Genomic DNA, 25,611 nt, shown 5'->3' with positions numbered 1-25,611 from the left:
CGCTACTTAGAACTTAACTTCCATACCTAAACGGATTGTTCTTCCAGGTACCGGCATTGTGATCACAGTACCTACATCATAAGTATAACGATCTGTTACGTTGCCAATATTCAAATTCATAATAAAATTATCATTAAAACGATACATTCCGTACACATCCAAAATATAATCTGCCGGAATGGTCGTAGCAACAGAAGAAGCACCTGTACCTTCTAACCAGTCTTTTGGATTTTCTTTCAAACTGTGCCATCTTAATCTACTTCCAACGGTTAGTTTTTTATCCTCTGTACTTCCTCCAATTTCAGCCATAAAAGATTGTTTTGGCGGGATTCTTGCCGGTAAAAGACTCCAGGCAAAACCAAGTGAATTGGTTGGATTTGTTCCATCCTGAGCACCCAAAATATTAGAAGTTACTACTGCATCTCTATACAAAACAGCAGAAGCATTTAAAAAGAATTGACGGGAAATATACCCCATTGCCAATTCCAGTCCTTTTAATTTAAAACGATCATAATTTAAAAATATAAAATCATAATCCGGCATCATGGTTGCCGCTGAGATATATCCTCTTGTATTATTCTGAAAAACAGTGGCACCAAAATTAAAGTGATCATCCTCCAAAAGCAGGTTGTCAAAATTGCTCTCAAACCCAAGTTCAATAGTGGTTGTTCCTTCTGCTCTTAAAGGGTATTTTTCATTATAACTAAAAGTCTGAATTGATTCTGTCGATTCATATAAACTTGGGTTACGGTACGTATTAGACGCTTTTGCGAATAGGTTAAGTTGTTGGATTGGTGTATAAATCACTTTTCCTCCAATGTTCAATTTGGCATCGTATTTCAAATCTCTATCAGCATTGTAATCGGATACTTTTGTTTCATGCACTCTCATATTGGCCTGAAACAAAAACTTATTTACTACTAAGTCTCCAGCTACAAATGCGCTGTATTCCTCTCTCTTACCATTACGCGAAGATCCCGTTCTACCCTCAGGTACATCTTTTGGAACAATTTTTTCTATCTGTGTATTGATACCGTATTGCAGCGTAAGTGGAATTCCGGAAAACTTGGTTTGATTTGAAATCAATGCTCCTTTTCTATCATTTGTAAAACGATGTAAATACTGATCCCCATTGCCCGCACCCGGCGTTTGAATTAAACCGTTACGTTGAAAAAAATTAGCTTCATTAGCAAATACCGAAACATTTAAGTGAACCAAATCATTAGGGTTAAAGGTGTAATTTACGGTATAATTATTCAATTCAGCAGTACCCAATGCCCATTGCGGCACACTTTCTACATCATCCGGAAGATCCTTAAAATTTTTGTCATTGTTGTTTTTATACCAATAAGCCGCTAATACTTCACCTGCTTTTTGCTTGTGGTAACGGTAATTAAACTCCACACGATGGTGTGGTGCAATATTCCATCCTAATTTTGCAAGAGCCGACTGACTTTGATAACTGGTATTTACGACCTCTTCTCCGGGTTGTATTACCGGTTTTTTATATTTATCACTATTTTCAGGGTCAAAAGTATCGTAGTAAATTGGATCGTAGCCATATCGGTCAGCACCGTTTTCTCCTGCAAAATAATTTCCTTGTGTATGCACATTATAAGCAACAAGTGCGTCAAATTTTTTGTCCTTAAAAGCTATTGCAGCTGTAGCACTTCCGTTATTAATTCGGTCACGTTTAGAATTGTCCTGCAAAATATAATATACCTGATCGTCCTCATCCTTTGGAATAGTAGGAAGCTGGCTGTTATTAAAAATATTCCCTTTTATATATACTCCAAACTTCTTATTGCCCGATACTACATCTTCAGCGTCGATTGTTTCCATTTCAACAAATCCGCCGATAGCACCAATGGCGTTAGGATTAGTACTTGAGCCTTTGTCTACTTTGATTTTTTTAACCAAATCCATATCGATATACGTTCTGTCGCTAGACCCCATATATCCTCTGAAGGTCTGTGCAGATTGTAAACTTCCATCTACCATAATAGGCACCCTTCCATCTCCTTGCAAACCACGGATACCAATATCCAAAGCACCGGCTTCGTTTCGTATGTTGTTTACGGAAATACCCGGAATACCGTTCAAAACATCTCCATTGGCAGTACCTCTGTTTCTATTGATTTCGTTTTTCCCTATTTCTATACTCCCTGATGTTTTTTTTGATCCTGTAACAACGACTTCTTTCAATTTTTTCGCTTCTACACTCAATTGCAGATCTAACGTTGTGGTTTCGTTTTTCTTAATTTGAAATTTGTGTGTAACGATTTTATAGTTTAACATCGAAACATGTAAAGTATACTCCCCTTCTTCTAAATTTTCAAACTGATAAAAACCATCTCCATCCGTAATACGATGTTTCTTTAACTCATTAATATAGACCGAAACTGAGCCCGCTGGTGCTCCGTCGCTTGTTGTTATGTGACCGCTTAGTGTGCCTTTATCTTTTTCATTTCCTCCTTCATTTTCATTTTCTGCCGCCGAGGCGATCATAAATGAGGTCATGAAGCAGGCTCCAATTATTGTTTTTAGCAATTTTTTCATTCTTTAGTTTTAGTTGTGTTTAATTTGTATTCGTAATTATAGGGTATTATAAATTTTACAGACCTTAGTTTTTATGCTATGAATTTCAATCTGTATTTATCTTTATTTTCTTAAAAAATCCTGTTATTTTTTCAAAAAAGACAGTAAGAAACTACCCCGGAACTGAGTTCCGAGGTAGTAAGTCTAAAAAGTTGTTTATTGTAGTGGTAAAATCTCAGGTTTTCAAACAGTCCTGATTCAAAACAGTATTTTGAAGATTAAACCTGAAAGAAATTAAAAGTTGTATTGAACTTGTACGGTAGCACGTCTTCCGGGAGCGTTAACAAAATCTTTGTCTCTCGCTTGCCACCATGCCATATTTGGAGAATAATCTTTATTAAATAAATTCTCAACCCCTAATCCTAATTTTAATGCTTTGCCAATAAGATAAGAACTGCTTAAATTAAAAACAGTATATTTTTTTACAGGCCCTTCGTTAACACTATACAAATTTGTTGTTGGATTAGGATCAAATCGGTTTCTTTCAAAATTATGCAGACTGCTTAATTCCACATCTAATTTTTTTGTTGGACGTACTTGAATATAAGTTGTAAGTTTTGGAGCCATTATACGAGAACCGTTAATGTACTTTTCGTATGTTCCGTTATTATCATTATCCACTTTACCTTCTAACCAAGCGAAGGCTCCTCCGAAACTTAAAACCTCCAATGGTTTCAAATTTAAGACTGCCTCATATCCCCAAATATTCTCCGGAGCACGCTGCATCGCAAAAGAACCATTTGGCAACTGAACAGAGGTCGCTCCCAGTTTTGAAGTACTCCAAAAACTCGTTAATTCATAGTTAATCCATTTTTTAATAGTTCCCGCCACACCCATTTCGTAATTATTTACGATGATCGGATCAGTTGGTAATTTTGAAATAACACTTTCTGTAGAAGTTCTCAAAATACGTCCTACTTCATTGATCGAAAAAGACTGAGAGTAACTGGTAAAGACATTTACCTCCGGCATAATATTATATCGTAAACCAATATTGCTCACAAAAGCATTATATTCTAAATCACCCCCTTGTACAAAAATACTATTGTTGTAGGTATTGTTTTTAGCATTAAGTACTGGTAGTGTATAAAAATCATCTGCTTTAACTTTGATGTTTTCGTATCGCGCTCCCGCTTTCAAAGTAAACTTTTCCCAGGCATCAAATTTAATTAAGACGAATGGTGCCGTATTTTGCATTTTCATTTGTGGAGTCCAGAAACGCCCATCTTCTAATTTTTGAACAGTCTCATCCTGAAGAATATCTACTCCATAAATCAAATCTGCTTTATAAGTATCATTTGAAAAAAGACGGGAATCAAAATTCATCCTAAGTCCTAATTTCTTTGAAGCCACATTGGACTGTCCACCATTTAAAAATTGATCTCTGTCATACCCGTAGACCGTTCTGAAATCCTGTGAATAGATGTTTACATTTAATGCTGTATTGTTCCAAATCTCTGAATTGGTATAAGAAAGTCTAAAATTATGATTTCTTGGAGTTCCCTCCGGAGTTCCTAATCTTCTTTCGGACTCAACTCCAATAGTAGGAATCTCGCCCCACTTACCAATCTTAACATCCTGATCTAAAAAAGACCTGGAAGCATACCCAATATACGAGAACTCGAATCTTTGTTTATCGGTTAATTGATAGCCAATTTTTAATAATCCGTTGTACGTATTTAAATTAGACAAACTGTAAAAAGGAGAAGTATTAACCGAATTAGCATCTTTTATTACTCCTGTTCTTTCTTTAGTAAACCCGACAACATAATCAAATCGCTCTATCTTTCCTGTAAAAGAAAGCGATGCTCTGTATCCAAATGATTCTGCAAACGTTTTGGGTTGTGATATAAGACCTAATTGTGCAGAACCTGAAAATGGCCTTTCCTTATGGTTTTTCTTTGTAATATAATTGATAATCCCTCCATCGGCTCCATTACCGTAAATGGATGTTGCTCCTTTAATTACTTCGACTCTTTCAACAGAAAAAGGATCAATGACCTGTAAATCTCTTCCTCCGTTTCGCAATGGCGTAGATTGAGGCACTCCGTCAATCATAACCAAAAAAGGTCTTCCTCTTAAAGTCTGTCCGTAATTTGAAGTTTGATTTCCGGCAGTAGCTAAACTTGGAACCGTATATTGTAGAATATTGCTAATATTTGAATTAATTATAGTCTGGCTTTGAATTTTCTTTTCTCCTACTATAGTAATCGAAGAAACAACTTCTTTTATGCTCTCTTTTTTCCGGCTTGCCGTTACAATAATATCATCTAAATTATTTGTCGCTAAACTGTCTTTCGTCTTTTCTTGAGCAAATCCTATTGAAACTATAAGGTTTAATAGGCAAAATGTAGTAATTTTTTTCATAAATAATGATTAAAATGCAATTTTTGGGCAAATATAATCTTTATTTATTCTAAATAAGAAGTATTTATGTCGAAAAGTTACATTTTATTCAATTGTTGGTTTTATAACAAATTGTTATGATTTGTTATTTTTCATTTTAAAATTTGTCAATCCCCAAAAGAGTAATAAGTTTGCCAAAAATAGTTTACAAATGCAAGCAAAAGATCTACTGCAGTTAGCAGACCAATTTGGAAGTCCATTATACGTTTATGATGCCGAGAAGATTCAGTCTCAGTACAATCGATTAACTAAAGCTTTCTCTAAGGTAGAAAACTTAAGAGTTAATTATGCTATGAAAGCATTGTCTAACGTTGCCATTCTCCAGTTATTAAAAAACATGGGATCTGGCTTGGATACCGTATCCATTCAAGAGGTTTTATTAGGGCTTCATGCCGGTTATGACCCTGAAAAAATCTTTTTTACACCAAACGGAGTTTCTTTGGAAGAAATCGAAGAAGTTGCCGCAATGGGTGTACAAATCAATATCGACAATTTATCTATTCTGGAGCAATTCGGAACAAAACATCCTCATATACCAGTATGTATTCGTATCAATCCACACGTAATGGCGGGAGGAAATGCTAATATTTCTGTAGGACACATTGATAGTAAATTCGGAATTTCTGTACATCAGATACCCCATATATTGCGAATTGTTGAAAACACAAAAATGCATATTGTAGGTATTCACATGCACACCGGTTCTGATATTTTAGATATCGAGGTATTCTTGTATGCGGCCGAAATTTTGTTCGATACTGCAAAACACTTCAAAGAATTAGAGTTCTTAGACTTCGGAAGTGGTTTCAAAGTACCTTACAAAAAAGATGATATCGAAACAGACATCGAAGAATTAGGTAAAAAATTATCCAAAAGATTCAACACTTTCTGTGCTGAATATGGCAAAGATTTAACCTTGATTTTCGAACCTGGTAAATTCTTAGTGAGTGAAGCCGGATTCTTCCTGGCTAAAGTTAACGTAGTAAAACAAACAACGTCAACCGTTTTCGCCGGAATCGATAGTGGTTTCAATCATTTAATTCGTCCAATGTTTTATGGTTCTTCCCATCATATTGAGAACATCTCCAACACAAAAGGGAAAGAACGTTTCTACTCTGTGGTAGGATACATTTGCGAGACCGATACTTTTGCAAACAACCGCAGAATCCACGAAATTACCGAAGGTGATATTCTTGCTTTCAGAAACGCAGGAGCTTATTGTTTCTCAATGGCTTCCAACTACAACTCCAGATACAAACCTGCTGAAGTATTGTGGATGAACGGTCAGGGAATCTTAATCCGTGAGCGCGAAACCTTCGAAGATTTGCTTAAAAATCAAATTTCGTTACCACAAGAAGCCGCGGTAACGGCTTAAAATAAAAAAATATCATGCTAAAAATCCCGTTTCTTAATTGAGACGGGATTTTTTTATTGTAGATTTTAGAGTTCAGATTTTAGATTTATAACCGTCTGTCAGGCTGAGCGAAGTCGAAGCCCTCCCGTCGATTCGTGGAAATTCGTTCAATTCTTTGCGATTACTTTACATATAAACACGCAGATTAAGCAGATTAAACAGATTTTCACTGATCTTTTCTTCTACCCTCTTTTGTCAGGCTGAGCGAAGTCGAAGCCCCATTTTTGTGTCCTTTCGACGAAGGAGAAATCTTCGTTTGCTGAATCTATAATCTGATACTTTCTTTGTAGAGCTACTTGTGAAGATTTCTCCTTCGTCGAAAGGACAAGATTGCGGACGATTGAAATGGAAATGTACTGTCGTTTCTCTAAACTGCGTACTACCACGCTAATCTGTCGATTCGTGGAAATTCGTGCAATTCGTTGCGATTACTTTACATATAAGCACGCAGATTAAGCAGATTTTCACTGATCTTTTCTTCTACCCTCTTTTGTCAGGCTGAGCGAAGTCGAAGCCCCATTTTTGCGCCCTTACGACGAAGGAGAAATCGCATTCTATATTCCATAACAGTGCGTGCTCAACTTGTGTGATTTCTCCTTCGTCGAAAGGACAAGATTGCGGATAATTGAAATCGAAATACACTATCGTTTGTCTAAACCGTGTACTATCACGCTAATCTGTCAATTCGCGGAAATTCGTGCAATTCGTTGCGAAAATTTCATTCCATAAATCAAATAAAAAACCTATTTTAGCTTACCAAATCAAACCTAAAAACCATGAAACTTACGATTCCCCTGTCGACACTATTCCTTTTACTTACTACCAATTTATTCAGTCAGACGATCGAAGACTTAAAACTAAAAAACAAAGAAATTCCCAAAAGTTATATCGTAAACCAAGGCAATGTTTGTATTTCTCCTCAGGCTTGTACTTTTTATAATGATATTGAAACCTACAGCAACATTGTTGGAAAATTAAAGAGCAAACAAATTCAAAGTTTTAAAAGTAAAACAGACAGTGGGTCTATTATGTATTTCGAATTTGAACAAGTATTCAAAGGCGACAGGTTCCTGCAAGGAATGTTATGGAGAAAAGACGGTGAACCAACAGTGGAACATCCGGAAGAGTATCTTGCAAAAGGAAAATTTCTAATCATATGGAGTTTTCATTCTGACAGTCCAATTAAGGAAAAATCAGAAACCAAAGTAGAGACTCTTTTACAATAAACAATATAACCGTCACTCGTGCCGGCATAAAAGCCACAGTCGATCAAATCACATAACCATCAAACAATCCTATACAATTTCGATTAAAGGGAAATCACATACAACAGTTCGATAGTATTATATATTTTACCGGTGCCGCTCTCTTTCATCGAAAATGATAAAATTGTAAAAAATGGCAGACTGAAAAAAACAATATCCTAATCTTAGCTTCATCTTTAATTTGTAATTTCGACAACTTAAAAAACATAAAAATGAAACCACAAATACGAATCCTAATTTATTCTCTATTATTCTTCACTTATAGCTTTTCGACTTCGTTATTACTCGAACTAGGCGAAAAACTAAAGGATCACAGATTTATAACTTTAGGCTGCGGTTTCCTTCTTATAAATCTCATTTTTTCATTTTTTGTATTAAAATGGAGTCCTTTATTAAATATAGTCTCTTCCATTTTAATTGCAGTTTTAGCGCTATACTTGGCGTTAAGGATTGGAGATTTGCACCTGTTTAGAAAATATGATGCTTATGGGATCAAAACCGCATTAATGGCCAATGCCCTTTTTTCAATTTTATTTTGGGAAATTGTTTACCAGATAAGGCGTAGAAAACAATAGTAGAGACGCACTGCTGTGCGTCTCTACTATGAATTTAATCCCTCGATCAAAAATTCAGCTTAATGAATATCGAATAAGTACCATTACGGAACGAATTTTAATCTCTGAAAAAAGGCATCTCATCAAATTTTCTGATGAAAAATAAATTTCTAATCTAGCCCCGATAGAGCCGGTATCCTCGAAGTGAAACGCAGAGATAAAGGCGAAAGCGGGACTGCGGGTCATTTTGAAAACAAAAATTTCTGCTTCTGAAATTTGAGAAAAATCAAAAATTAATTTCCAAAAAAAGGTATAGTTGTTGAAAGTTAAAAGAGATATCTTTACACCTTCAAAAGTTACACCCATGCAAAAAATTACATTACTTGTTTCTATTTTATTTCTGGCGTTCTCTTGTGGCGTAAAAACTACACAATCGCTGATCAGTGACGGGGATTACGATGGTGCTATAAATCGTGCTGTCGACGCATTAAGAACGAAAAAGGATTCTAAAGGAAAGCAGGATTATGTGTATTTACTCGAAGAAGCTTATGCGAAAGCCAAAGACAGAGATTTACGCAATCTTGAAATGATGGATAAAGAGAAAAATCCCGCCAACTTAGAGCGCATCTACAATACTTATGTACAGTTAAATAATCGTCAGGAGAAAATCAGACCTTTATTACCGCTTCCTTTATTAAAGCAAGGTAAAAATGCCAGTTTTCCATTTGACAATTATTCCACTCAAATTGCAAGCAGTAAAATTGCTTTGTCAAAATACTTGTATGATAATGCGCAAATTCTTCTAAAATCAAAAAACAAACTGGATTCCAGAAAAGCTTATGATGATTTGGCTTTTATCGAAAGTATCAATCCAAATTACAAGAATGCGAAAAAATTAATGGACGATGCACAGTTTAAAGGAACTGATTTTGTAAACGTTTACGCTACAAACGAAACCAATATGATCATTCCGATACAATTGCAGAATGATTTATTAGATTTCAGCACTTATGGATTAAACGACAAATGGACGGTTTACCACAGCGTCAAACAAAAAAACATCACGTATGACTATGGTTTGATCCTAAATTTCAGAGACATTTTTATTTCACCTGAACAGATTAAAGAGAAGGAATTTATTAAAGAAAGACAAATTAAAGACGGCCTTAAAACGCTTTTAGACAGTAGAGGAAGACCCGTAAAAGACAGTTTAGGGCGTGCCATAAAAGTAGATAATTTTAAAACACTCAAAGTTAACATCTACGAATACAGACAATTTAAGTCTTGTGAGGTAACGGCGAAAGTAGATTATGTTGATTTAAAAACCAATCAACTTATGCAATCCTTTCCTATTACTAGTGAGTTTGTTTTTGAGAACATTTATTCGACCTATCGCGGAGACAGAAATGCCTGTGACGAAAATTATTTAGGCTATTTTAACAAACGTGCCGTGCCGTTTCCTAACAATGAACAAATGGTGTTTGATACCGGAGAAGATCTAAAAGCCAAATTCAAAAATATCATTGTCCGAAACAGATTCAGATAATCCGTTAAAAACAACATTCCGATCCCATTTGTTCAAAGCAAATGGGATTTTTTATTGCGTTTTTCGCACCAAAATTCCATTCCAAATAGCTCTATTTTCTATTCTCTTTCTTCTATTTTCTATTCTCTATTATCTTATCCTACTACTCTTCAATAAATCCGGTTAAAGGTTTTTTTTGATCTCAACTTCTTATTTAATCCTAAATTTAGAATCAAAAATAACTGCTGCAACGTCAACAGATAACAGCCGTATTGCAAGTATTCGAAGTAGGAATAGGTAAACTCAAAAAGAGATGCTAAAGCTATAACACATAAAAAAAACACCTTTTTATAGCGGTACTTATAAAAGTAAACAAACTGTAATAAAATAGAAACCGGCAGTGCCAAAACGATAAGAATACCCAGAACTTCTATATACGGAAATCGGTATGGAGGCTTGAAATTGCTAATAAAATTGTAACAATCCTGAAAATAATTAACGGAAAAAGAAACTGAATTATTGTCGGCATTATTTACATTTCCGATCTGATCGGAAGCAAAAAGGAAATCCATCGTAAACGGAAGAAATAACAATAAAAATCCACCTAAGATAATTAGAAGGAACCCTTGTCTATATAAAAACTCATTTTTAATCATCTTGTTTTTTTGCCTAAAAATGACCTAAAGATAAGGTATTAATTCACAATTGCCATCATCAAATTCATATCAAAACTCTTTAGCGATTAAAAAAAAAAGTTAAAAAAATAACGCGAAACCAAAAAGTTGCATATATTTGCAACTGATTGATTGCGTATTTAAACAAATAAAAATGAAACGAGATGTTTTTCAGGCCATTGCCGACCCAACCCGAAGAGCTATATTAGTATTAATTTCTTCCAGTGCATTAACCCCAAATGCAATTGCAGAACAATTTAATACTACAAGACAAGCCGTTTCTAAACACATTAAAATCCTTAATGAATGCGAATTATTAGAGGAAAAGAAAATGGGAAGAGAAATCTATTATCAGCTTAAAATTGACAAAATGAAGGAAATAGATAAATGGTTAGAACAATTTAAAGAGATCTGGGAAAATCGTTTCAATCAACTGGATCAAGTATTAATGAATTTAAAAGCTAAAGAAAATGAAAACTAATCTTTTAATGGATTTTACCGTTGACAAAGAAAATTGTACGGTAAACGTAAAACGCGAATTTAATGCTTCAATTGCAAACGTTTGGTCTGCCTGGACAGAAGCTGAAATCTTGGATCAATGGTGGGCGCCTGCTCCATACAAATCCAAAACAAAAAGCATGGATTTTAAAGTTGGAGGCCATAGACTATATGCAATGGTAGACCAGGAGGGCAAAGAAGGTTGGGCTTTGGTTGATTATATCTCGATTTCGCCAAAAAGCAATTTTAAAACTCTCGGAGCATTTTGCGATAGTGAAGGGAATATCAATCCTGATTTTCCTCGTTCTAACTGGAGTGTCTCCTTTTCTCAACAAGGTGATATTACAATTGTTGATGTGGTTATTAAACACAAACAATTGTCAGATATAGAAAAGTATATTGCAATGGGTTTCAAAGAAGGATTTACAAGTATTCTTGAGAATTTGGATAAAATCTTTGAAGCAAAAAAATAATTGCACATGCAATCCGTGGAGATGCACTGCTGTGCATCTCTACTGTAAAATAAATTTGTGGAATATCATTAAATAAGTTCCAACAGTTTTGTACATAGAAGCTTTGTTTTTCTTAAATTCGTTTACGTTACTAATTTTAAAAAAAACGTAATATGAATTCAAAACTAGTCAAACTCTTTTTACGTCTTGCGATCTCGGCAGGATTTCTTTCTGCTGTTGCGGATCGATTTGGATTATGGAGCAAAGAAAATTCGGTTTGGGGAAATTGGGAAAACTTTCTTGCATACACAAAAATATTGAATCCACTGATTCCAGATAGCTTGTTATCACCTGTCGGAGTTATTGCAACTGCACTTGAAATCATTTTTCCGGTTTTTCTTTTAATTGGTTTTAAGACCGAATTGTTTGCCAAACTGAGCGGGTATTTACTATTGCTTTTCGGATTATCAATGGTATTTTCTGTCGGAATAAAAGCACCTCTTGATTATTCGGTTTTTACCGGTGCCGCCGCCTGTTTTGCATTGAGTTTACTTAAAGAAAAGTATCTGGAGCTTGATACTGCGATTGCAAACAGATAAAAATGTTTCCGTTTTTTTTGATTACTGATCCCTTAAAACTAAATCATGAAAGCCAACAAAACAAGCCGAACTGCACAATATATGGCACTGTTCAGAGCATTAGAAAGTCAGCGTAATTTAAATGACAGGCTATTTTCTGATCCTTATGCCATTCATTTTTTGGATCCTAAACTTAGACTAACTGTACATTTATCTAAAAACAAACAGGTTAGTAAGTATATCAGTACTACGATTCAGAATAAAATTCCGGGTGCCTTTTCGTCGGGATTGGCGCGGACAAAATATATTGATGATTTACTTCAATCTACTATTTTGGGAGGTGTTACGCAAGTCTTCATTTTAGGTGCTGGTTTTGACACCAGAGCTTTACGTCTTGATTTTCTAAAATCCGTCTCTGTTATAGAAATCGATCACCCCAACACCTCAAATTTTAAAATTGGCACCTTCAAAAAACGAATTGGAAAACCGCTGGAGAACATCACCTACTGCCAAATTGATTTCAACAAACAAAGTCTTGATGAATTGGCAGTACAATATCATTTTGATTTCACAAAACCGACAACCCTGATTTGGGAAGGCGTTACCAATTATTTAACGGCAGAAGCAGTAAGCAATACATTTGCTTTTATTTCTAAATTTCCAAAAGGCAGCTCTATTATCTTTACTTATGTACACCAGGAAATCCTTACCAACCCCTCTTCTTTTTTAGGAGGCGAAAAACTTTTAAAAGATTTAGAAAAACTGGAAGAGCATTGGACATTTGGTTTTCTTCCGTCTGAACTGCCCGATTACTTAAAACAATTTAATCTGAACCTCATCGAAGATTTAGGCGCAAAAGAATATCGCGAAAAATATCTGCCCAATCGAAATGAAAAGGGCTATGAATTTTATCGTGTTGCTATTGCAAAAAAATAAGTACTTGTCAACGCACCAGCATGGTGCTTTTCAGATTTCAGAAAAACATTTGTATCTTTGCAGCAATTAAACTAAAAAGGTAATTCTTATGTGAAAAATAATTTCTTCCGGAAAAAATAGATAGAAAACCCAATGCGGTTCGCTATGATTATTCACCCCTAAAGAAGAAATTATGCTTACTTTACAAAACATTTCATACCTACATACGAACAAGGACTTACTGTTCGATAAAATTAGTTTTACAGCCAACCGTCAGGACAAAATTGCTTTAATTGGCAATAACGGCAGTGGAAAATCTACCTTATTAAAAATTATTTCAGGCGAATTACAAGCGTCAGAAGGCTTATTGAAATCTGATTTAAAGCCCTATTATGTTCCGCAGATTTTTGGGCAATTTAATCATCTTTCCGTTGCTCAGGCCTTACAAATTGACGATAAACTAAATGCTCTCAATGAAATTCTTCAAGGAAATGTAACCGAAACCCATCTAAACATTCTTGGTGATGACTGGACCATTGAAGAGCGTTGTACCGAAGCGCTTCATTACTGGCAATTACAAAACTTAGATCTAAATCAAAAACTGGAGCATTTAAGTGGCGGTCAAAAAATTAAAATTTTCCTTGCCGGAATTTCAATTCACAAGCCCGAACTTGTGCTGCTGGATGAGCCAAGTAATCATTTAGATTTGGCAGGACGAACATTGTTATATAATTTCATTCAGAATACCTCATGCACCTTAATTGTGGTAAGTCATGATAGAAAGTTATTGAATCTGCTGGACATGGTTTATGAATTAACCAAACGCGGCATTACGGTTTACGGAGGTAATTATGATTTTTATGCCGAACAAAAACAGATCGAAAACAATGCCTTAAATCAAGATATTCACAGTAAAGAAAAAGCGTTACGAAAGGCAAAAGAAAAGGAACGTGAAACTTTGGAACGTCAGCAAAAACTCGATGCACGTGGAAAAAAGAAACAGGAAAAAGCCGGAGTTTCCCGTATCATGATGAATACCTTGCGGAACAATGCTGAAAACAGTACTTCAAAAGTCAAAAACAGTCATGCCGAAAAAGTCAGTGGTATTTCCCGGGAGTTACAAGAATTGCGTTCAGGGGTAGCCGAAATCGATAAAATGAAATTCGGATTTGACACCACTAACTTGCATAATGGCAAAACATTATTTACCGCAATCGACATTAATTATATTTTTAAGAATCGGTATCTTTGGAATAAGGATCTGAACTTTCAACTTTTAAGTGGTGAACGAATTGCTTTAAAAGGAGCAAATGGCTCCGGTAAAACAACTTTAATTAAAATAATCACCGGAATGTTGATTCCGCAGCAAGGAACTATTTACAGGACGGAATGCAAATCCGTTTATATTGATCAAGATTATTCTTTAATTGACAATCGCCTTTTAGTTTATGAAATGGCCGAGAAATTCAATACTTCGGGTTTGCAGCAACACGATATCAGGATGAGACTTAATCGTTTTTTATTTTCTCAAAATGAATTAGACAAACCTTGCAGCGTACTAAGTGGAGGAGAAAAAATGCGCTTACTGCTTTGTTGTCTGACGATAAACAATCAATCGCCTGATCTTATTATTCTGGATGAACCGACCAATAATTTAGATATTCAGAATATCGAAATTCTTACCGCTGCCGTTAATGAATATCAGGGAACTTTGATTGCGATCTCACATGATGACTCTTTTTTAGAACAAATAAACATTCAAAAGACAATTGATCTTGACCACCAAAAAACTCGTATTTAATTTTTAAATTTGTTTGAATTAGCCGAAATTAACCTTAACTATTTTGAAGATGAGTGTAAATAAAGAAACCATAGAAGAATATATGAACGCCTTCAAGGTGAGTGATCACGATAGAGTTCTTGCTTGTCTTACTGACGATGTTGTCTGGGAAATGCCCGGGATTTATCAGCATGTTGGCAAAGAAGCATTTGATAAAGAAATTGAAAATGAAAACTTTATCGGCAGTCCAACGATTCAGATTATAAAACTGATTGAAGAAAACAATATCGTAATTGCAGAAGGCGCCGTACAAGGCATGATAAAAAACGGAAATATACTAGATGCTGTTTTTTGCGATGTTTTTGAAATGGAAAAGGGAAAAATAAAAAAGCTAACCTCTTATCTCATGTCAAAGAATGCTTCTCTTAAATTCGAATAACAAAGAAATGCAAATTCCAAATTTTTTAAATTCCAAATTCCAATGTTGGGGTTAACTGTTGGGGGCACAAAGCTAAAACTTTGTTTTATTTGATACTAAATAGTTGTCTTTTTGTAATGTAAAGCCTTTTTTCGAACTTAAAATATTCACAAAGTATTTCAAAAAACAACCTTGCGAACTCCTATGTTTAACTAGGCAAACATAGGAGTTCGCAAAGGTTTGACCTAGATTTAAATAAAAAAATCTAAAGTCTAAAATCCAAAATCTACAATCTAAAATCTAAAATCCAAAATCTAGAATCTAAAGTCTACAATCTAAAATCTGCAATCTAAACCCCTACCCCAGCCAACCTTCTCTATCCAGACTTCGGTACTGAATTGCTTCGGCTATGTGGGACGAAATTACGGTTGGTGCGGCCTCTAAATCGGCGATTGTGCGTGCTACTTTCAGGATCCTGTCGTAGGCACGGGCAGAGAGGTTAAGGCGTTCCATCGCTGTTTTTAATAATAGTTTTGATTGTTCGTCGAGTGCGCAAAATTCTCTGATTTGCTTGGTGTTCATTTGAGCATTGTAATGAATATTAGGCAGCTGATCAAAACGAATGGATTGTAGTTCACGCGCTGCGGTCACACGTTTTCGAATTTCGACACTGCTTTCTGCTTTTCTGTCGTCTGATAATTTTTCGAAAGGAACAGGAGTTACTTCTATATGAATGTCAATCCGGTCTAATAAAGGACCTGAAATCTTACTCAGATACCGTTGCATTTCATGCGGTGACGAAGTATTTGGCACGCTTGGATCGTTGAAAAAACCACTTGGACTTGGATTCATACTCGCCACCAGCATAAACGACGACGGATAAGTTACCGTAAACTTAGCCCGTGAAATTGTTACTTCACGATCTTCCAGCGGTTGACGCATCACCTCGAGAACGTCCCGTTTGAATTCAGGTAATTCATCCAGAAATAGAACACCATTGTGCGCCATCGAAATTTCACCGGGCTGCGGATAACTCCCTCCTCCAACTAAAGCTACATTAGAAATTGTATGATGCGGACTTCTGAAAGGCCTTTGATTCATTAGCCCCGCTTCTTTTAATTTTCCTGCAACACTATGAATTTTAGTCGTTTCTAAAGCTTCACGCAAAGTCATGGGTGGCAGAATACTGGGTAATCTTTTGGCCAACATTGTTTTTCCTGCACCGGGCGGGCCGATCAAAATAATATTATGTCCCCCTGAAGCTGCAATTTCCATACATCGTTTTATGCTTTCCTGTCCACGGACGTCTGAGAAATCAAATTCAGGAAAATCGAGTGTTTTATAAAATTCAGCTCTGGTATCAATTGTGGTGGGTTCAAGCGTGCCTTTTCCTTCAAAGAAGTCAATTACTTCTTGCAGGTTTTCAACACCATAAACATCTAAACCTGCTACAATTGCAGCTTCTTTTACATTTTGTTTTGGCAGGAAAAAACCTTTATATCCCTCTTCTTTGGCTTTTATGGCAATTGGTAAAGCTCCGTTTATAGATTGCAAACTTCCGTCAAGCGAAAGTTCTCCCATAATTATATATTGATCCACATCAAGTGCTTTTATCTGATGTGATGCTGCCAAAATCCCAATCGCGAGTGTCAGGTCATAGGCGGAACCCTCTTTTCGTAAATCGGCCGGTGCCATATTAATAGTGATTTTTTTTCCCGGAAAAGTATATGCATTGTTCTTTAAAGCCGCCGCAATGCGATAACTGCTTTCTTTTATGGCATTATCGGGTAAACCAACCAAATGATACCCGATTCCTTTATCCATATGAACTTCGACCGTAATTGTTGTAGCTTCTACTCCAAAAACGGCACTTCCGTAAACTTTTACTAACATAAACGCTTTTCATTAAATGTTTTTAAAGCTAATGAAAACAATTTAATTGTAGCTTTTTTATTACATATTTATTTTTTTTTTAATTTGCGATTTGATTTCATCTTAAAAAATAAGGTCTCAAACAATTTAAAAAAAAGCCCTGTAATCAGAGCTTTTGTATATGATGATACCAAATTTTTAAATTGAATCGACTAAATGACGATAATCGTACTTTTCATACTCTTTAGTATTAGCCTTTTCCTTATTTAACTCCATCATTTCATTTTTTAGTTGAACCTTATACCATTGTTCGGGTTTAGTATGAGAAAATGTACTAAGCTTTAATACTAACTTTGCATTCAATTTTCTCTCTCCGGAAAGATATTTATGAAGATTACTGTCTTTCATATCAAAGTAAGTTGCCAATCTTTTTTTCGAAAGATTAAGTACTTTCAAATACATCTTAACAAAATCAAGGATTTTTAAAATCTCTGTATCATTTTCATTCTGAATATAGTCTTCTAATTTGTATTGAATAGAAAGTAATTCATTCTTTAATACCTGCTCTTTTGATTGTTTAGAAGAATGAGATACTATAATTTTCTTTAAATCATCTTTCTTTTTATCATTCCAAATGTCATTGATTTGAATTTCTTTATTTCTCATATCTTTTAATTTAAAAACTCGGTAATTAATTTCTCTCCTCCTTCGGGAACTATTATCATAGTTGTTTCACCGTATCTTAGTGCGTTGTACTTGATTGAATATAATGCCATTAATTTAACTTCATCTTCTTTATTCTCCTCTAAAACATCAAATACCAAATAGCCTTTGTACGGCTCATTCGCTTTAATAAAACTTAACCTGCAAGCAAATGCAATCAAACAACCAGCAATTCTTTCATATCTTTTAATAGAATCTTTATTATGAGGTGCTACTTCAATAAAAGCCATATAGGGTTCTACTTTGCCTTTCATTTCAAAAATCAAACAACCTTCAATTATATCAGGTGTTTCATCCGACACTAAAATATAAGCTTCATGATTATACTCTTTTGCCTGTTTTTTAAAATTAAATCTCCAGCCGTCACTTATAGAAGGCAAATTTAATTTTGTTGATTTTGCATTTAAAATCTTAGCGTCAACTAACTCATTTTTGCTAATTCTTAATATTCTCACATTCATTAGTCCGTCATTCAAATATACTAAAAATAATTATACATTTTGTATAATAAATTCACATTATTAATATGAATTTACTATACCTTTATTTAAGTTTATTTGACTTATTAATGCAGATACTTTTTCTATAAACCATATTCATTAAATGTTTTTAAAGCTAATGAAAACAATTTAATTGTAGCTATTTAATTACAAATAAACATTCAGAATATTTTGCATTTAACTTTAACCTCTGCATTTTCTACAAACTCATGCAAATCTCAATTGTTCTGTTATATCCGAAATCATTCTTCTATTACCTCTTATCTACGAACATCCGTTATGTATAGTAGCAAACTGGCTTAACAAAAAAAAAAATCGATAAATCACTAAATAACAACTCACTCTGCTATTTTTTTATCAAAAATTTGTAATAAAATTCTATATTAGCACTATCCTAAAAAATCCAAAAACCACTATGAATCACACCTCAAAACCAATTCAAAACAAGGCTTTTTCTTTTAGTCGGCAGCTTGTTTTTATGCTACTTCTATCTTTTGGTATTGCCCTGCAAGTAAACGGCCAGCAAAAGAAAATAACTGAAAAGTTTAAAAAGGAAACTGTTTTAAAGATAGATTCCCTTCTTCAAAAAAACTATATCTTCCCTGAAAAGGCAAAATTGATCGGAGCCCATTTAAAAGGGGCATACAGAGACGGTAAATTTAAAAAATACGAACTGTTAGATTCTTTTTCAACAGCACTGACAAAAGAGGTAAGATTCATCAACGATGACAAACATCTGGGAATCAAGCCGATATTTGTTCCCACAAAGGAAAAAATAGAATCAAACCAGGATTCTTATGAAATTTACCTTCATAATTTAACCGATAATCGTAAGCTGGCAAATGGTTTTAGAGAAGTCAAAATAATAGACGGTAATATCGGGTATCTTAATTTTAATTTTTTCATACACGAAACGAATCAAACCATTGATTCCTATCTGTATTTACTAGAAAAAACGGACGCCATCATTATTGATTTAAGAACCAATGGCGGCGGAAGTCCAAAAACGGTTCAATATTTATGCAGTTATTTTCTTAAAGCTCCTTTACTATTAAATACATTGTATTTTAGAAAAGACAACTATACAGAAGAGTTTTGGGTAAAAGAGGTAAACGGAAAAAAGAGACTTGATGTTCCTTTGTTTATTATTACCGGCGCAAAAACCTTTTCGGGAGCTGAAGAATTCAGTTACAATATGCAAACTCAAAAAAGAGCAACATTAATCGGTGAAACAACCGGTGGTGGCGCCAATCCCGCTGAGTCATTTGAAATTAATTCCCTGTTAGAAATATTCATTCCTACCGGAACTGGTATTAACCCCATTACAAAAACAAACTGGGAAGGAATCGGTGTAATCCCGGAATACAAAACAACCAAAGACATGGCCTACGATAAAACTTTAGAATTAGCCACTAAAGCAGCCGAAAACTACAGAAGCAAAAACGCAGCGGAATCGAAAAAACTGTATCAGGAACTACAGACCTCTATTGACCAACAAACAAAACCACTCAACGAAGGTGATTTGGCTAAAATGGATCAGCAACTATTCCAGGTGATAAAAAAAATGACCGAATCTGATTTATTTAATGAGGATGCTGTCGATGTTTTATCAACTGATTACACCAAAACGAAACCATATATTGCAGAGTCCATTTTAAAAAGCAATGCCGAACTACATCCAAAATCTCCTATTGCCTTTTTAAAATATGGAGATCTTTTGGAACAAAACGGAAAAAAAGGCGACGCAACAGCTGTCTTAAAAAAAGCAGTAGAAGTCGCAACAGAAATCAAAGCGCCTTATCTGGAAGGATTAAAAAATCGCTATGAAAGCATTTTAAAATAAAAAACAAAACTTAGAATAAAACAGTCCAAAAACATTCAAAAACGACAAGCCAAAAAAGCCAGTACCTCGCTCAGTAGCTTGTAATGCCATAATTAGTATAATTTTTAATTTAAAACTTGTTCAAATATTAATATTTGTTATTTTTATTAAAAATTATACTAATTATCCATGAAAAAAACCTTACTACTGTTCTTTTTGACTGTTTTTTTAACAAAAACACAGGCACAAAGCTATTTCCCCGTTAACGAAAGTGTACAAAACAAAAATAAAAACTACACGGTTTTTACTAATGCTACCATTTATGTTACCCCAACACAAAAAATCGAAAAAGGAACTTTACTTGTCCAGGACGGCAAAGTCGTTGCGGTAGGCAATGCTGTTTCGATTCCTAAAAACAGCATTGTTGTTAATCTTGAAGGCAAAACTATCTACCCTTCCTTTATTGATATTTATACCAGTTTTGGAATTGAAAAACCAAAAAGAAATCTAAGCTCAGGAGGCGACCGTAGCCCGTTATATGATACCAAAAGAGTCGGCTACTACTGGAATGAAAGTGTTCGCTCTGAATTAAACGGTTCAGAAACGTTTAAATACGATACTGCAAAAGCAGAGGAATTATTAAAAGCCGGTTTTGGTGTTGTCGGTACCCATATTCCTGATGGAATCGCACAGGGAACCGGAGTATTAGTTGCTTTGAACAATACTGAAAACAGCAAACAAATTATAGCAGATAAAATTACCAATCACTTTGCTTTTACCAAAAGTAACGTGACCAACCAAGCCTACCCTAGTTCTTTAATGGGTTCGATGGCCTTATTGCGTCAGATGTATTTAGATTTGGACTGGTACAAAAAAGGAAATTCTGAAACCAAAGATTTATCCTTAGAAGCATTGGCTGCTAACGAAAAACTAATTCAAATATTTGCTGCAGAAGACAAACTAAACAGTTTGAGAGCTTCTAAAATTGCAAAAGAATTTGGATTGAACTACGTTTTGAAAGGAAGCGGAAATGAATTTGAAAGAATTCAGGAAATTAAAAACACGAATGCTAAATTTATTATTCCAATTAGTTTCCCGGAAGCTTATGATGTTTCTAACCCTTATTTATCGAATCAGGTAGAATTAACAGACATGCGTTTTTGGAATCAGGCACCGACCAACCTTAAAGTCCTTTCAGACAATGGAGTCGTTTTTGCTTTGACAACAGACAAACTAAAGAAAACGGAAGACTTTAAAACTAATTTATTAAAGGCCATAAAATTAGGCTTTGATAAAACAAAAGCTTTAGAATCATTAACGACAATTCCTGCTGCTATTCTAGGAAAAAGCAATGAAATTGGAAGTTTAAAAACAGGCGCTTATGCCAATTTTGTAATTACATCAGGTGAAATTTTTGATGAAAAAACAATTTTGTATGAAAACTGGGTTCAAGGAACTAAATACATCGTTAATGATATCAATGCAAAAGATATTCGTGGCAACTATGATTTAAACATTGGAAACGATACCTACAAATGGAAAATTGCAGGAACTGAAACGACTCCAAAATCTGAAGTTACTACAGCTGCTGCTGCCAAAGTAAACAGCACTTTAAACGTTTCTAAAAATTGGATTTCTCTTGTCCTTAAACCAAGTGATACAACGAAATCTAACTACACCCGTTTAACCGGATTTGTAGAAAACACGGAAAATCTATCCGGAAAAGCAGTCCTTTCAAACGGAAATGAATTGATTTGGAACGCAAAAAGAACAAGTCCTTTTACAGCTGTAAAAGACTCTTCCAAAGTAGAAAAACCAAATGTAATTATTCCGACCACCTACCCTAACGTTGCTTTTGGTGACTCAAAAAAATTAACGGCTCAAACCCTGCTTTTCAAAAACGCTACGGTTTGGACGAATGAAAAAGAAGGAATTTTAACGGAGACCGACGTCTTAATCAAAAACGGAAAAATTGCTGCCGTTGGTAAAAATCTTTCTGATGCAGCTGCGGTTACTATCGATGCCAAAGGAAAACATATCACCAGTGGTATTATTGACGAGCATTCGCATATCGCTATCTCAAAAGGGGTAAATGAAAGCGGACACAATTCGACTGCAGAAGTTACGATTCAGGATGTTGTAAATTCGGAAGACATTAATATCTACAGAGATTTAGCCGGAGGAGTTACAATTTCACAATTATTACACGGATCTGCAAATCCAATTGGAGGACGTTCTGCTATTATAAAATGGAAATGGGGTTCTTCACCAGAAGAAATGCTGTATAAAAACCAGCCTAAATTTATCAAATTTGCTTTAGGAGAAAACGTAAAACAAGCCAATTGGGGCATTCAGAACCCTACTCGTTTCCCACAAACCAGAATGGGAGTTGAGCAGGTTTTCACTGATTACTTTCAACGTGCCAAAGAATATGACGAAAGCTGGAAGACTTTTAATTCCGGTTCTAAAAAAGGAAAAGCACCAAGAGTTGATCTTGAATTACAGACTTTAGCCGAAATCATTAATAAAGACCGTTTTATTACTTGTCACTCTTATGTTGAATCGGAAATTTTGATGTTGATGAATGTTGCGGAGAAATTCAACTTCCGTGTCAACACATTCACTCATATTCTTGAAGGCTATAAAGTGTCTGATAAAATGAAAGAGCATGGCGTTGGAGCTTCGACGTTTTCAGACTGGTGGGCTTATAAGTTTGAGGTTAATGATGCCATTCCATTCAATGGTCCAATCATGCACAACCAAGGTGTCGTAGTTGCTTATAACTCTGATGATGCCGAAATGTCCCGAAGATTAAATCAGGAAGCAGCAAAAGCTGTAAAATACGGAAATATTTCTGAAGAAGATGCTTGGAAATTTGTTACTCTTAATCCAGCAAAATTATTACATATCGATGATAAAGTAGGAAGTCTTAAAGTTGGTAAAGATGCCGATGTGGTCTTATGGAGCGATAATCCTTTATCTATTTATGCTAAAGCAGAAAAAACAATTATCGAAGGAGTTGTTTATTTTGATATTGAAAAAGATGCCGACAAACAACTTGCAATCACTAAAGAAAGAAACATCCTGATCGGTCAAATGTTACAAGAAAAAAACAAAGGAGCAAATACTCAGAAGCCTACTAAAAAAGAGAAGATAGAGTATCATTGTGACACTTTAGAACAATAATCAAAGCACCTTTAAAAAACTTGTAAAGTTAAAAACAGATAAAATGAAAAATAAAAACATCTATATATTGCTGCTCTTATTTTGTGCATCATTTCAAATAAAAGCACAGCAAATACCAGCACCAAAACAAACAAAATCAATTTTAATTTTAAACGCAACAGCACACTTGGGTGACGGAACCGTGATTCAAAACAGCGCCGTTGGATTTAAAGACGGCAAAATCACTTTAGTAGCAGATGCCACCACGATACGATTGGCTGCTGATGCCTACGACACTACGATCGATGCCAGTGGCAAACATATCTATCCGGGCTTTATCGCTCCAAACTCTACTTTGGGTTTAGTAGAAATTGATGCGGTAAAATCTTCCGATGATATGGAAGAAATTGGAAGTTTTAACCCGAATGTAAGAAGTATTATTGCTTATAATTCCGAATCAAAAGTGGTTGAAACCGTACGTCCAAACGGGGTTTTAATAGCGCAGATAACGCCACGAGGAGGCACTATATCAGGAACTTCTTCTGTTGTTCAATTAGACGCATGGAGTTGGCAAGATGCTATTTTAAAAGAAAATGACGGAATCCATCTTAATTTCCCTTCCAGTTTTAAAAGATCAGGATCTTGGTTTGAACCGGGCGTAATTGAACCTAACAAAGACTATCCAAAACAAGTTGAAGAGATAAATGCTTTTTTGGTCAATGCTAAAGCTTACAATCAAACTGCTGCAAAAGAAAGGAACGTAGTTTTAGAAGCTACCAAAGCTCTTTTTGAGGGTACGCAAACACTTTACATTCATGCAGATGAGGAGAAACAAATTATAGACGCCATACAACTTGCCCTTAACAACCAAATTAACAAGATTGTTATTGTGGGTGGATTTGAAGCTTATAAATCAGCCGATTTATTGAAAAAGCATAATGTTGGTGTATTATTAAGACGCGTTCATGACATGCCAACAAACGACGATCAGGATGTAAACTTGCCCTATAAAATGGCCAAGATCTTAACAGACAAAGGCATTATTGTTGGTCTTGAAAACAGCGGAGATCACGAACGTATGAGTGTTCGAAATCTGCCTTTCCTGGCAGGAACCTGTGCTGCTTTTGGTTTAGATAAAGAGAAAGCTTTACAATTGATAACTTCAAATACAGCCAAGTTATTAGGCATTGAATCTACCTGTGGCACCTTAGAAACAGGTAAAGATGCCACGTTATTTATTTCTGAAGGTGATGCCTTAGACATGAGAACAAACAAACTGACAGCTGCTTTTATTCAGGGAAGAACAATTAATTTGGAAACCTTTCAAACCAAATTGAATGATAAATTTAAAGCAAAATTCAATCAGAAATAATTAGATTAATTCTAATAAGTTTAGGCGCCAATTGAGAAATCAGTTGGCGCTTTTTTTAATTAAAAGTTTTCGGTAAAAAGCCGTATTGATAGGCAGGCATATAACCTGATTTTTCCCAACGAATGGAAAATACGTCTTCACGACCTTTGAATAAGGAACGGAACTGATTGATGTCGTTGGGAGTAAACTCATTCATCATTACTAATTTTCTTCTTTGTGGTTTATCTACTACTCTTCTAAATCTTGGTTGGGTCTCGACAGTTTTCTCCAAATGCTGTGAGCTAACTCTATTTCCTTATTTATCAAGATTTGTCAAGCCGTAATGTTATTTTTAGATTACTTCGTTAATGATTTTTATAATTTCTTCAATGTCCGTTTTATTACCAATATTCACTAAATCCCTCTGAAATATTCTGATGGGTCGTGAGTATTAATATATTTAAATGTCTTTTTAATTCATTTTAATCGCTATCCTTCTCTTCAAAACTCTCCAGCTCTTTATTTACCTCATCCAAAAGCTGTTTTTCAGTTGGCAGGTAAAGTGTATACTGGCTGGTAATAATTTGTTTTTGCTCTTCTGGCAGCGTGAATTTTACTACCGCATCATTTTTATTTGCACAGAGCAAAATACCAAGTCTACAAAAAACTCATCGCCATCAATATGTATTCTTTTCTGCCTTGCTACAAAAGAAAACCCGTTACCCAATTCCAATAAAAAGTCTTGCAAATGTGTGATAATGGCACTTTCCAAGTCCTTTTCGTAGTATGACGCTTCTCTTTTTAACCCCAAAAACTCCAAATACATCAGGTCTTTAATAATTTCTTTAGCATCGGAAGGTTGTTTTTCATTTTGGGCTACTGCCAATACATTTTCTTTATCATTACTCAATAAAAGGCGCTCATACAAACTGCTATAAATTTGCCTTTCCAACTGCCTTACTGTCCAATTATTCTTTACCGTTTCGGCAATATAAAAAGCTATTTTATCTTGATTATCAATCCTTATGAGTAATTTATATTGGCTCCAACTCAATTGCGAATACAGTGTATTCGTAATTGGGAAATTGCGATAAAACTGCC

Annotated in this window: 19 protein-coding genes and 1 pseudogene; 13 read left to right on the top strand and 7 right to left on the bottom strand. The window is 34.9% G+C overall.

All coding sequences use genetic code 11. The annotated features are described in order from the left end of the window. Positions 1-6: 6 nt before the first annotated feature. Positions 7-2,559 carry a carboxypeptidase-like regulatory domain-containing protein gene (locus tag ACHRV5_RS11470; RefSeq protein ID WP_395426839.1) on the bottom strand — a complete coding sequence of 851 codons (2,553 nt, stop codon included), beginning with the start codon at positions 2,557-2,559 and terminating at the stop codon, positions 7-9. A 273-nt stretch (positions 2,560-2,832) separates the two neighbouring features. Continuing rightward, complete coding sequence (locus ACHRV5_RS11465) at positions 2,833-4,965, bottom strand: TonB-dependent receptor (RefSeq protein ID WP_395426838.1); 2,133 nt, start codon at positions 4,963-4,965, stop codon at positions 2,833-2,835. A 133-nt stretch (positions 4,966-5,098) separates the two neighbouring features. Between ACHRV5_RS11465 and lysA the strand changes: the two genes are divergently transcribed. From lysA to ACHRV5_RS11415, 10 genes are all read left to right on the top strand, one after another. Further along, positions 5,099-6,379, top strand: a complete 1,281-nt coding sequence (gene lysA, locus ACHRV5_RS11460; RefSeq protein ID WP_255663877.1) for a diaminopimelate decarboxylase — start codon at positions 5,099-5,101, stop codon at positions 6,377-6,379. A gap of 815 nt (positions 6,380-7,194) precedes the next feature. After that, a complete protein-coding gene (locus ACHRV5_RS11455; RefSeq protein ID WP_395426837.1) occupies positions 7,195-7,644 on the top strand; it encodes a hypothetical protein in 450 nt (149 codons plus the stop codon). A 251-nt stretch (positions 7,645-7,895) separates the two neighbouring features. After that, on the top strand, positions 7,896-8,258 hold the full coding sequence (locus tag ACHRV5_RS11450; protein WP_395426836.1) for a hypothetical protein: 363 nt from the start codon (positions 7,896-7,898) through the stop codon (positions 8,256-8,258). Between the two features lie 343 nt (positions 8,259-8,601). After that, positions 8,602-9,783 carry a hypothetical protein gene (locus tag ACHRV5_RS11445; protein WP_395426835.1) on the top strand — a complete coding sequence of 394 codons (1,182 nt, stop codon included), beginning with the start codon at positions 8,602-8,604 and terminating at the stop codon, positions 9,781-9,783. A 780-nt stretch (positions 9,784-10,563) separates the two neighbouring features. Beyond that, positions 10,564-10,917 (top strand): helix-turn-helix transcriptional regulator, encoded by a 354-nt coding sequence (locus ACHRV5_RS11440; RefSeq protein ID WP_255663875.1) that lies wholly within the window; start codon positions 10,564-10,566, stop codon positions 10,915-10,917. Continuing rightward, a complete protein-coding gene (locus tag ACHRV5_RS11435) occupies positions 10,907-11,407 on the top strand; it encodes an SRPBCC domain-containing protein (protein WP_047778277.1) in 501 nt (166 codons plus the stop codon). The genes ACHRV5_RS11440 and ACHRV5_RS11435 overlap by 11 nt, the downstream gene beginning before the upstream one ends. Before the next feature lie 152 nt (positions 11,408-11,559). Beyond that, positions 11,560-11,985 (top strand): DoxX family protein, encoded by a 426-nt coding sequence (locus ACHRV5_RS11430; protein WP_230004954.1) that lies wholly within the window; start codon positions 11,560-11,562, stop codon positions 11,983-11,985. Positions 11,986-12,030: 45 nt separating this feature from the next. Then, entirely contained in the window at positions 12,031-12,900 is an 870-nt protein-coding gene (locus tag ACHRV5_RS11425) for an SAM-dependent methyltransferase (RefSeq protein WP_047778274.1), read from the top strand. A gap of 172 nt (positions 12,901-13,072) precedes the next feature. After that, the gene (locus ACHRV5_RS11420) at positions 13,073-14,680 is read left to right on the top strand and encodes an ABC-F family ATP-binding cassette domain-containing protein (RefSeq protein WP_395426834.1); all 1,608 of its coding nucleotides are present in this window, start codon (positions 13,073-13,075) and stop codon (positions 14,678-14,680) included. A 49-nt stretch (positions 14,681-14,729) separates the two neighbouring features. Beyond that, positions 14,730-15,098: a nuclear transport factor 2 family protein gene (locus ACHRV5_RS11415; RefSeq protein WP_395426833.1), complete on the top strand. Its 369-nt coding sequence runs from the start codon at positions 14,730-14,732 to the stop codon at positions 15,096-15,098. Between the two features lie 336 nt (positions 15,099-15,434). Here ACHRV5_RS11415 and ACHRV5_RS11410 read toward each other — a convergent pair whose 3' ends face one another. From ACHRV5_RS11410 to ACHRV5_RS11400, 3 genes are all read right to left on the bottom strand, one after another. Continuing rightward, entirely contained in the window at positions 15,435-16,970 is a 1,536-nt protein-coding gene (locus ACHRV5_RS11410; RefSeq protein ID WP_395426832.1) for a YifB family Mg chelatase-like AAA ATPase, read from the bottom strand. Between the two features lie 177 nt (positions 16,971-17,147). Then, the gene (locus tag ACHRV5_RS11405) at positions 17,148-17,615 is read right to left on the bottom strand and encodes a transcriptional regulator (protein WP_395426831.1); all 468 of its coding nucleotides are present in this window, start codon (positions 17,613-17,615) and stop codon (positions 17,148-17,150) included. Positions 17,616-17,620: 5 nt separating this feature from the next. Beyond that, complete coding sequence (locus ACHRV5_RS11400) at positions 17,621-18,133, bottom strand: hypothetical protein (RefSeq protein ID WP_395426830.1); 513 nt, start codon at positions 18,131-18,133, stop codon at positions 17,621-17,623. A 454-nt stretch (positions 18,134-18,587) separates the two neighbouring features. Between ACHRV5_RS11400 and ACHRV5_RS11395 the strand changes: the two genes are divergently transcribed. From ACHRV5_RS11395 to ACHRV5_RS11385, 3 genes are all read left to right on the top strand, one after another. Then, on the top strand, positions 18,588-20,015 hold the full coding sequence (locus tag ACHRV5_RS11395) for a S41 family peptidase (RefSeq protein WP_395426829.1): 1,428 nt from the start codon (positions 18,588-18,590) through the stop codon (positions 20,013-20,015). Between the two features lie 168 nt (positions 20,016-20,183). Continuing rightward, entirely contained in the window at positions 20,184-23,180 is a 2,997-nt protein-coding gene (locus ACHRV5_RS11390; protein WP_395426828.1) for an amidohydrolase family protein, read from the top strand. Positions 23,181-23,223: 43 nt separating this feature from the next. Further along, positions 23,224-24,531, top strand: coding sequence for an amidohydrolase family protein (locus tag ACHRV5_RS11385; protein WP_395426827.1), 1,308 nt, complete (start codon positions 23,224-23,226; stop codon positions 24,529-24,531). 55 nt (positions 24,532-24,586) lie between these two features. Here the strand turns inward: ACHRV5_RS11385 and ACHRV5_RS11380 are convergent, their stop codons facing one another. Beyond that, positions 24,587-24,802: a TOTE conflict system archaeo-eukaryotic primase domain-containing protein gene (locus ACHRV5_RS11380; RefSeq protein WP_395426826.1), complete on the bottom strand. Its 216-nt coding sequence runs from the start codon at positions 24,800-24,802 to the stop codon at positions 24,587-24,589. Between the two features lie 190 nt (positions 24,803-24,992). After that, positions 24,993-25,576, bottom strand: a pseudogene (locus ACHRV5_RS11375) (PDDEXK nuclease domain-containing protein). Positions 25,577-25,611 lie beyond the last annotated feature (35 nt).

Origin of the sequence: Flavobacterium sp. FlaQc-52, from assembly GCF_044007495.1 — a bacterium.
Classification (GTDB): Bacteria; Bacteroidota; Bacteroidia; order Flavobacteriales; family Flavobacteriaceae; genus Flavobacterium; species Flavobacterium cupriresistens.
Note: the sequence above shows the minus strand (reverse complement) of the source record. Positions and strands in the feature narration are given on the sequence as shown.

Bases quoted from the DNA above. Each gene is read 5' to 3' on its own strand.
- ACHRV5_RS11470 (WP_395426839.1), bottom strand. From the start codon at position 2,559: ATGAAAAAATTGCTAAAAACAATAATTGGAGCCTGCTTCATGACCTCA.
- ACHRV5_RS11465 (WP_395426838.1), bottom strand. From the start codon at position 4,965: ATGAAAAAAATTACTACATTTTGCCTATTAAACCTTATAGTTTCAATA.
- ACHRV5_RS11455 (WP_395426837.1), top strand. From the start codon at position 7,195: ATGAAACTTACGATTCCCCTGTCGACACTATTCCTTTTACTTACTACC.
- ACHRV5_RS11450 (WP_395426836.1), top strand. From the start codon at position 7,896: ATGAAACCACAAATACGAATCCTAATTTATTCTCTATTATTCTTCACT.
- ACHRV5_RS11445 (WP_395426835.1), top strand. From the start codon at position 8,602: ATGCAAAAAATTACATTACTTGTTTCTATTTTATTTCTGGCGTTCTCT.
- ACHRV5_RS11435 (WP_047778277.1), top strand. From the start codon at position 10,907: ATGAAAACTAATCTTTTAATGGATTTTACCGTTGACAAAGAAAATTGT.
- ACHRV5_RS11430 (WP_230004954.1), top strand. From the start codon at position 11,560: ATGAATTCAAAACTAGTCAAACTCTTTTTACGTCTTGCGATCTCGGCA.
- ACHRV5_RS11425 (WP_047778274.1), top strand. From the start codon at position 12,031: ATGAAAGCCAACAAAACAAGCCGAACTGCACAATATATGGCACTGTTC.
- ACHRV5_RS11420 (WP_395426834.1), top strand. From the start codon at position 13,073: ATGCTTACTTTACAAAACATTTCATACCTACATACGAACAAGGACTTA.
- ACHRV5_RS11415 (WP_395426833.1), top strand. From the start codon at position 14,730: ATGAGTGTAAATAAAGAAACCATAGAAGAATATATGAACGCCTTCAAG.
- ACHRV5_RS11410 (WP_395426832.1), bottom strand. From the start codon at position 16,970: ATGTTAGTAAAAGTTTACGGAAGTGCCGTTTTTGGAGTAGAAGCTACA.
- ACHRV5_RS11405 (WP_395426831.1), bottom strand. From the start codon at position 17,615: ATGAGAAATAAAGAAATTCAAATCAATGACATTTGGAATGATAAAAAG.
- ACHRV5_RS11400 (WP_395426830.1), bottom strand. From the start codon at position 18,133: ATGAATGTGAGAATATTAAGAATTAGCAAAAATGAGTTAGTTGACGCT.
- ACHRV5_RS11395 (WP_395426829.1), top strand. From the start codon at position 18,588: ATGAATCACACCTCAAAACCAATTCAAAACAAGGCTTTTTCTTTTAGT.
- ACHRV5_RS11390 (WP_395426828.1), top strand. From the start codon at position 20,184: ATGAAAAAAACCTTACTACTGTTCTTTTTGACTGTTTTTTTAACAAAA.
- ACHRV5_RS11385 (WP_395426827.1), top strand. From the start codon at position 23,224: ATGAAAAATAAAAACATCTATATATTGCTGCTCTTATTTTGTGCATCA.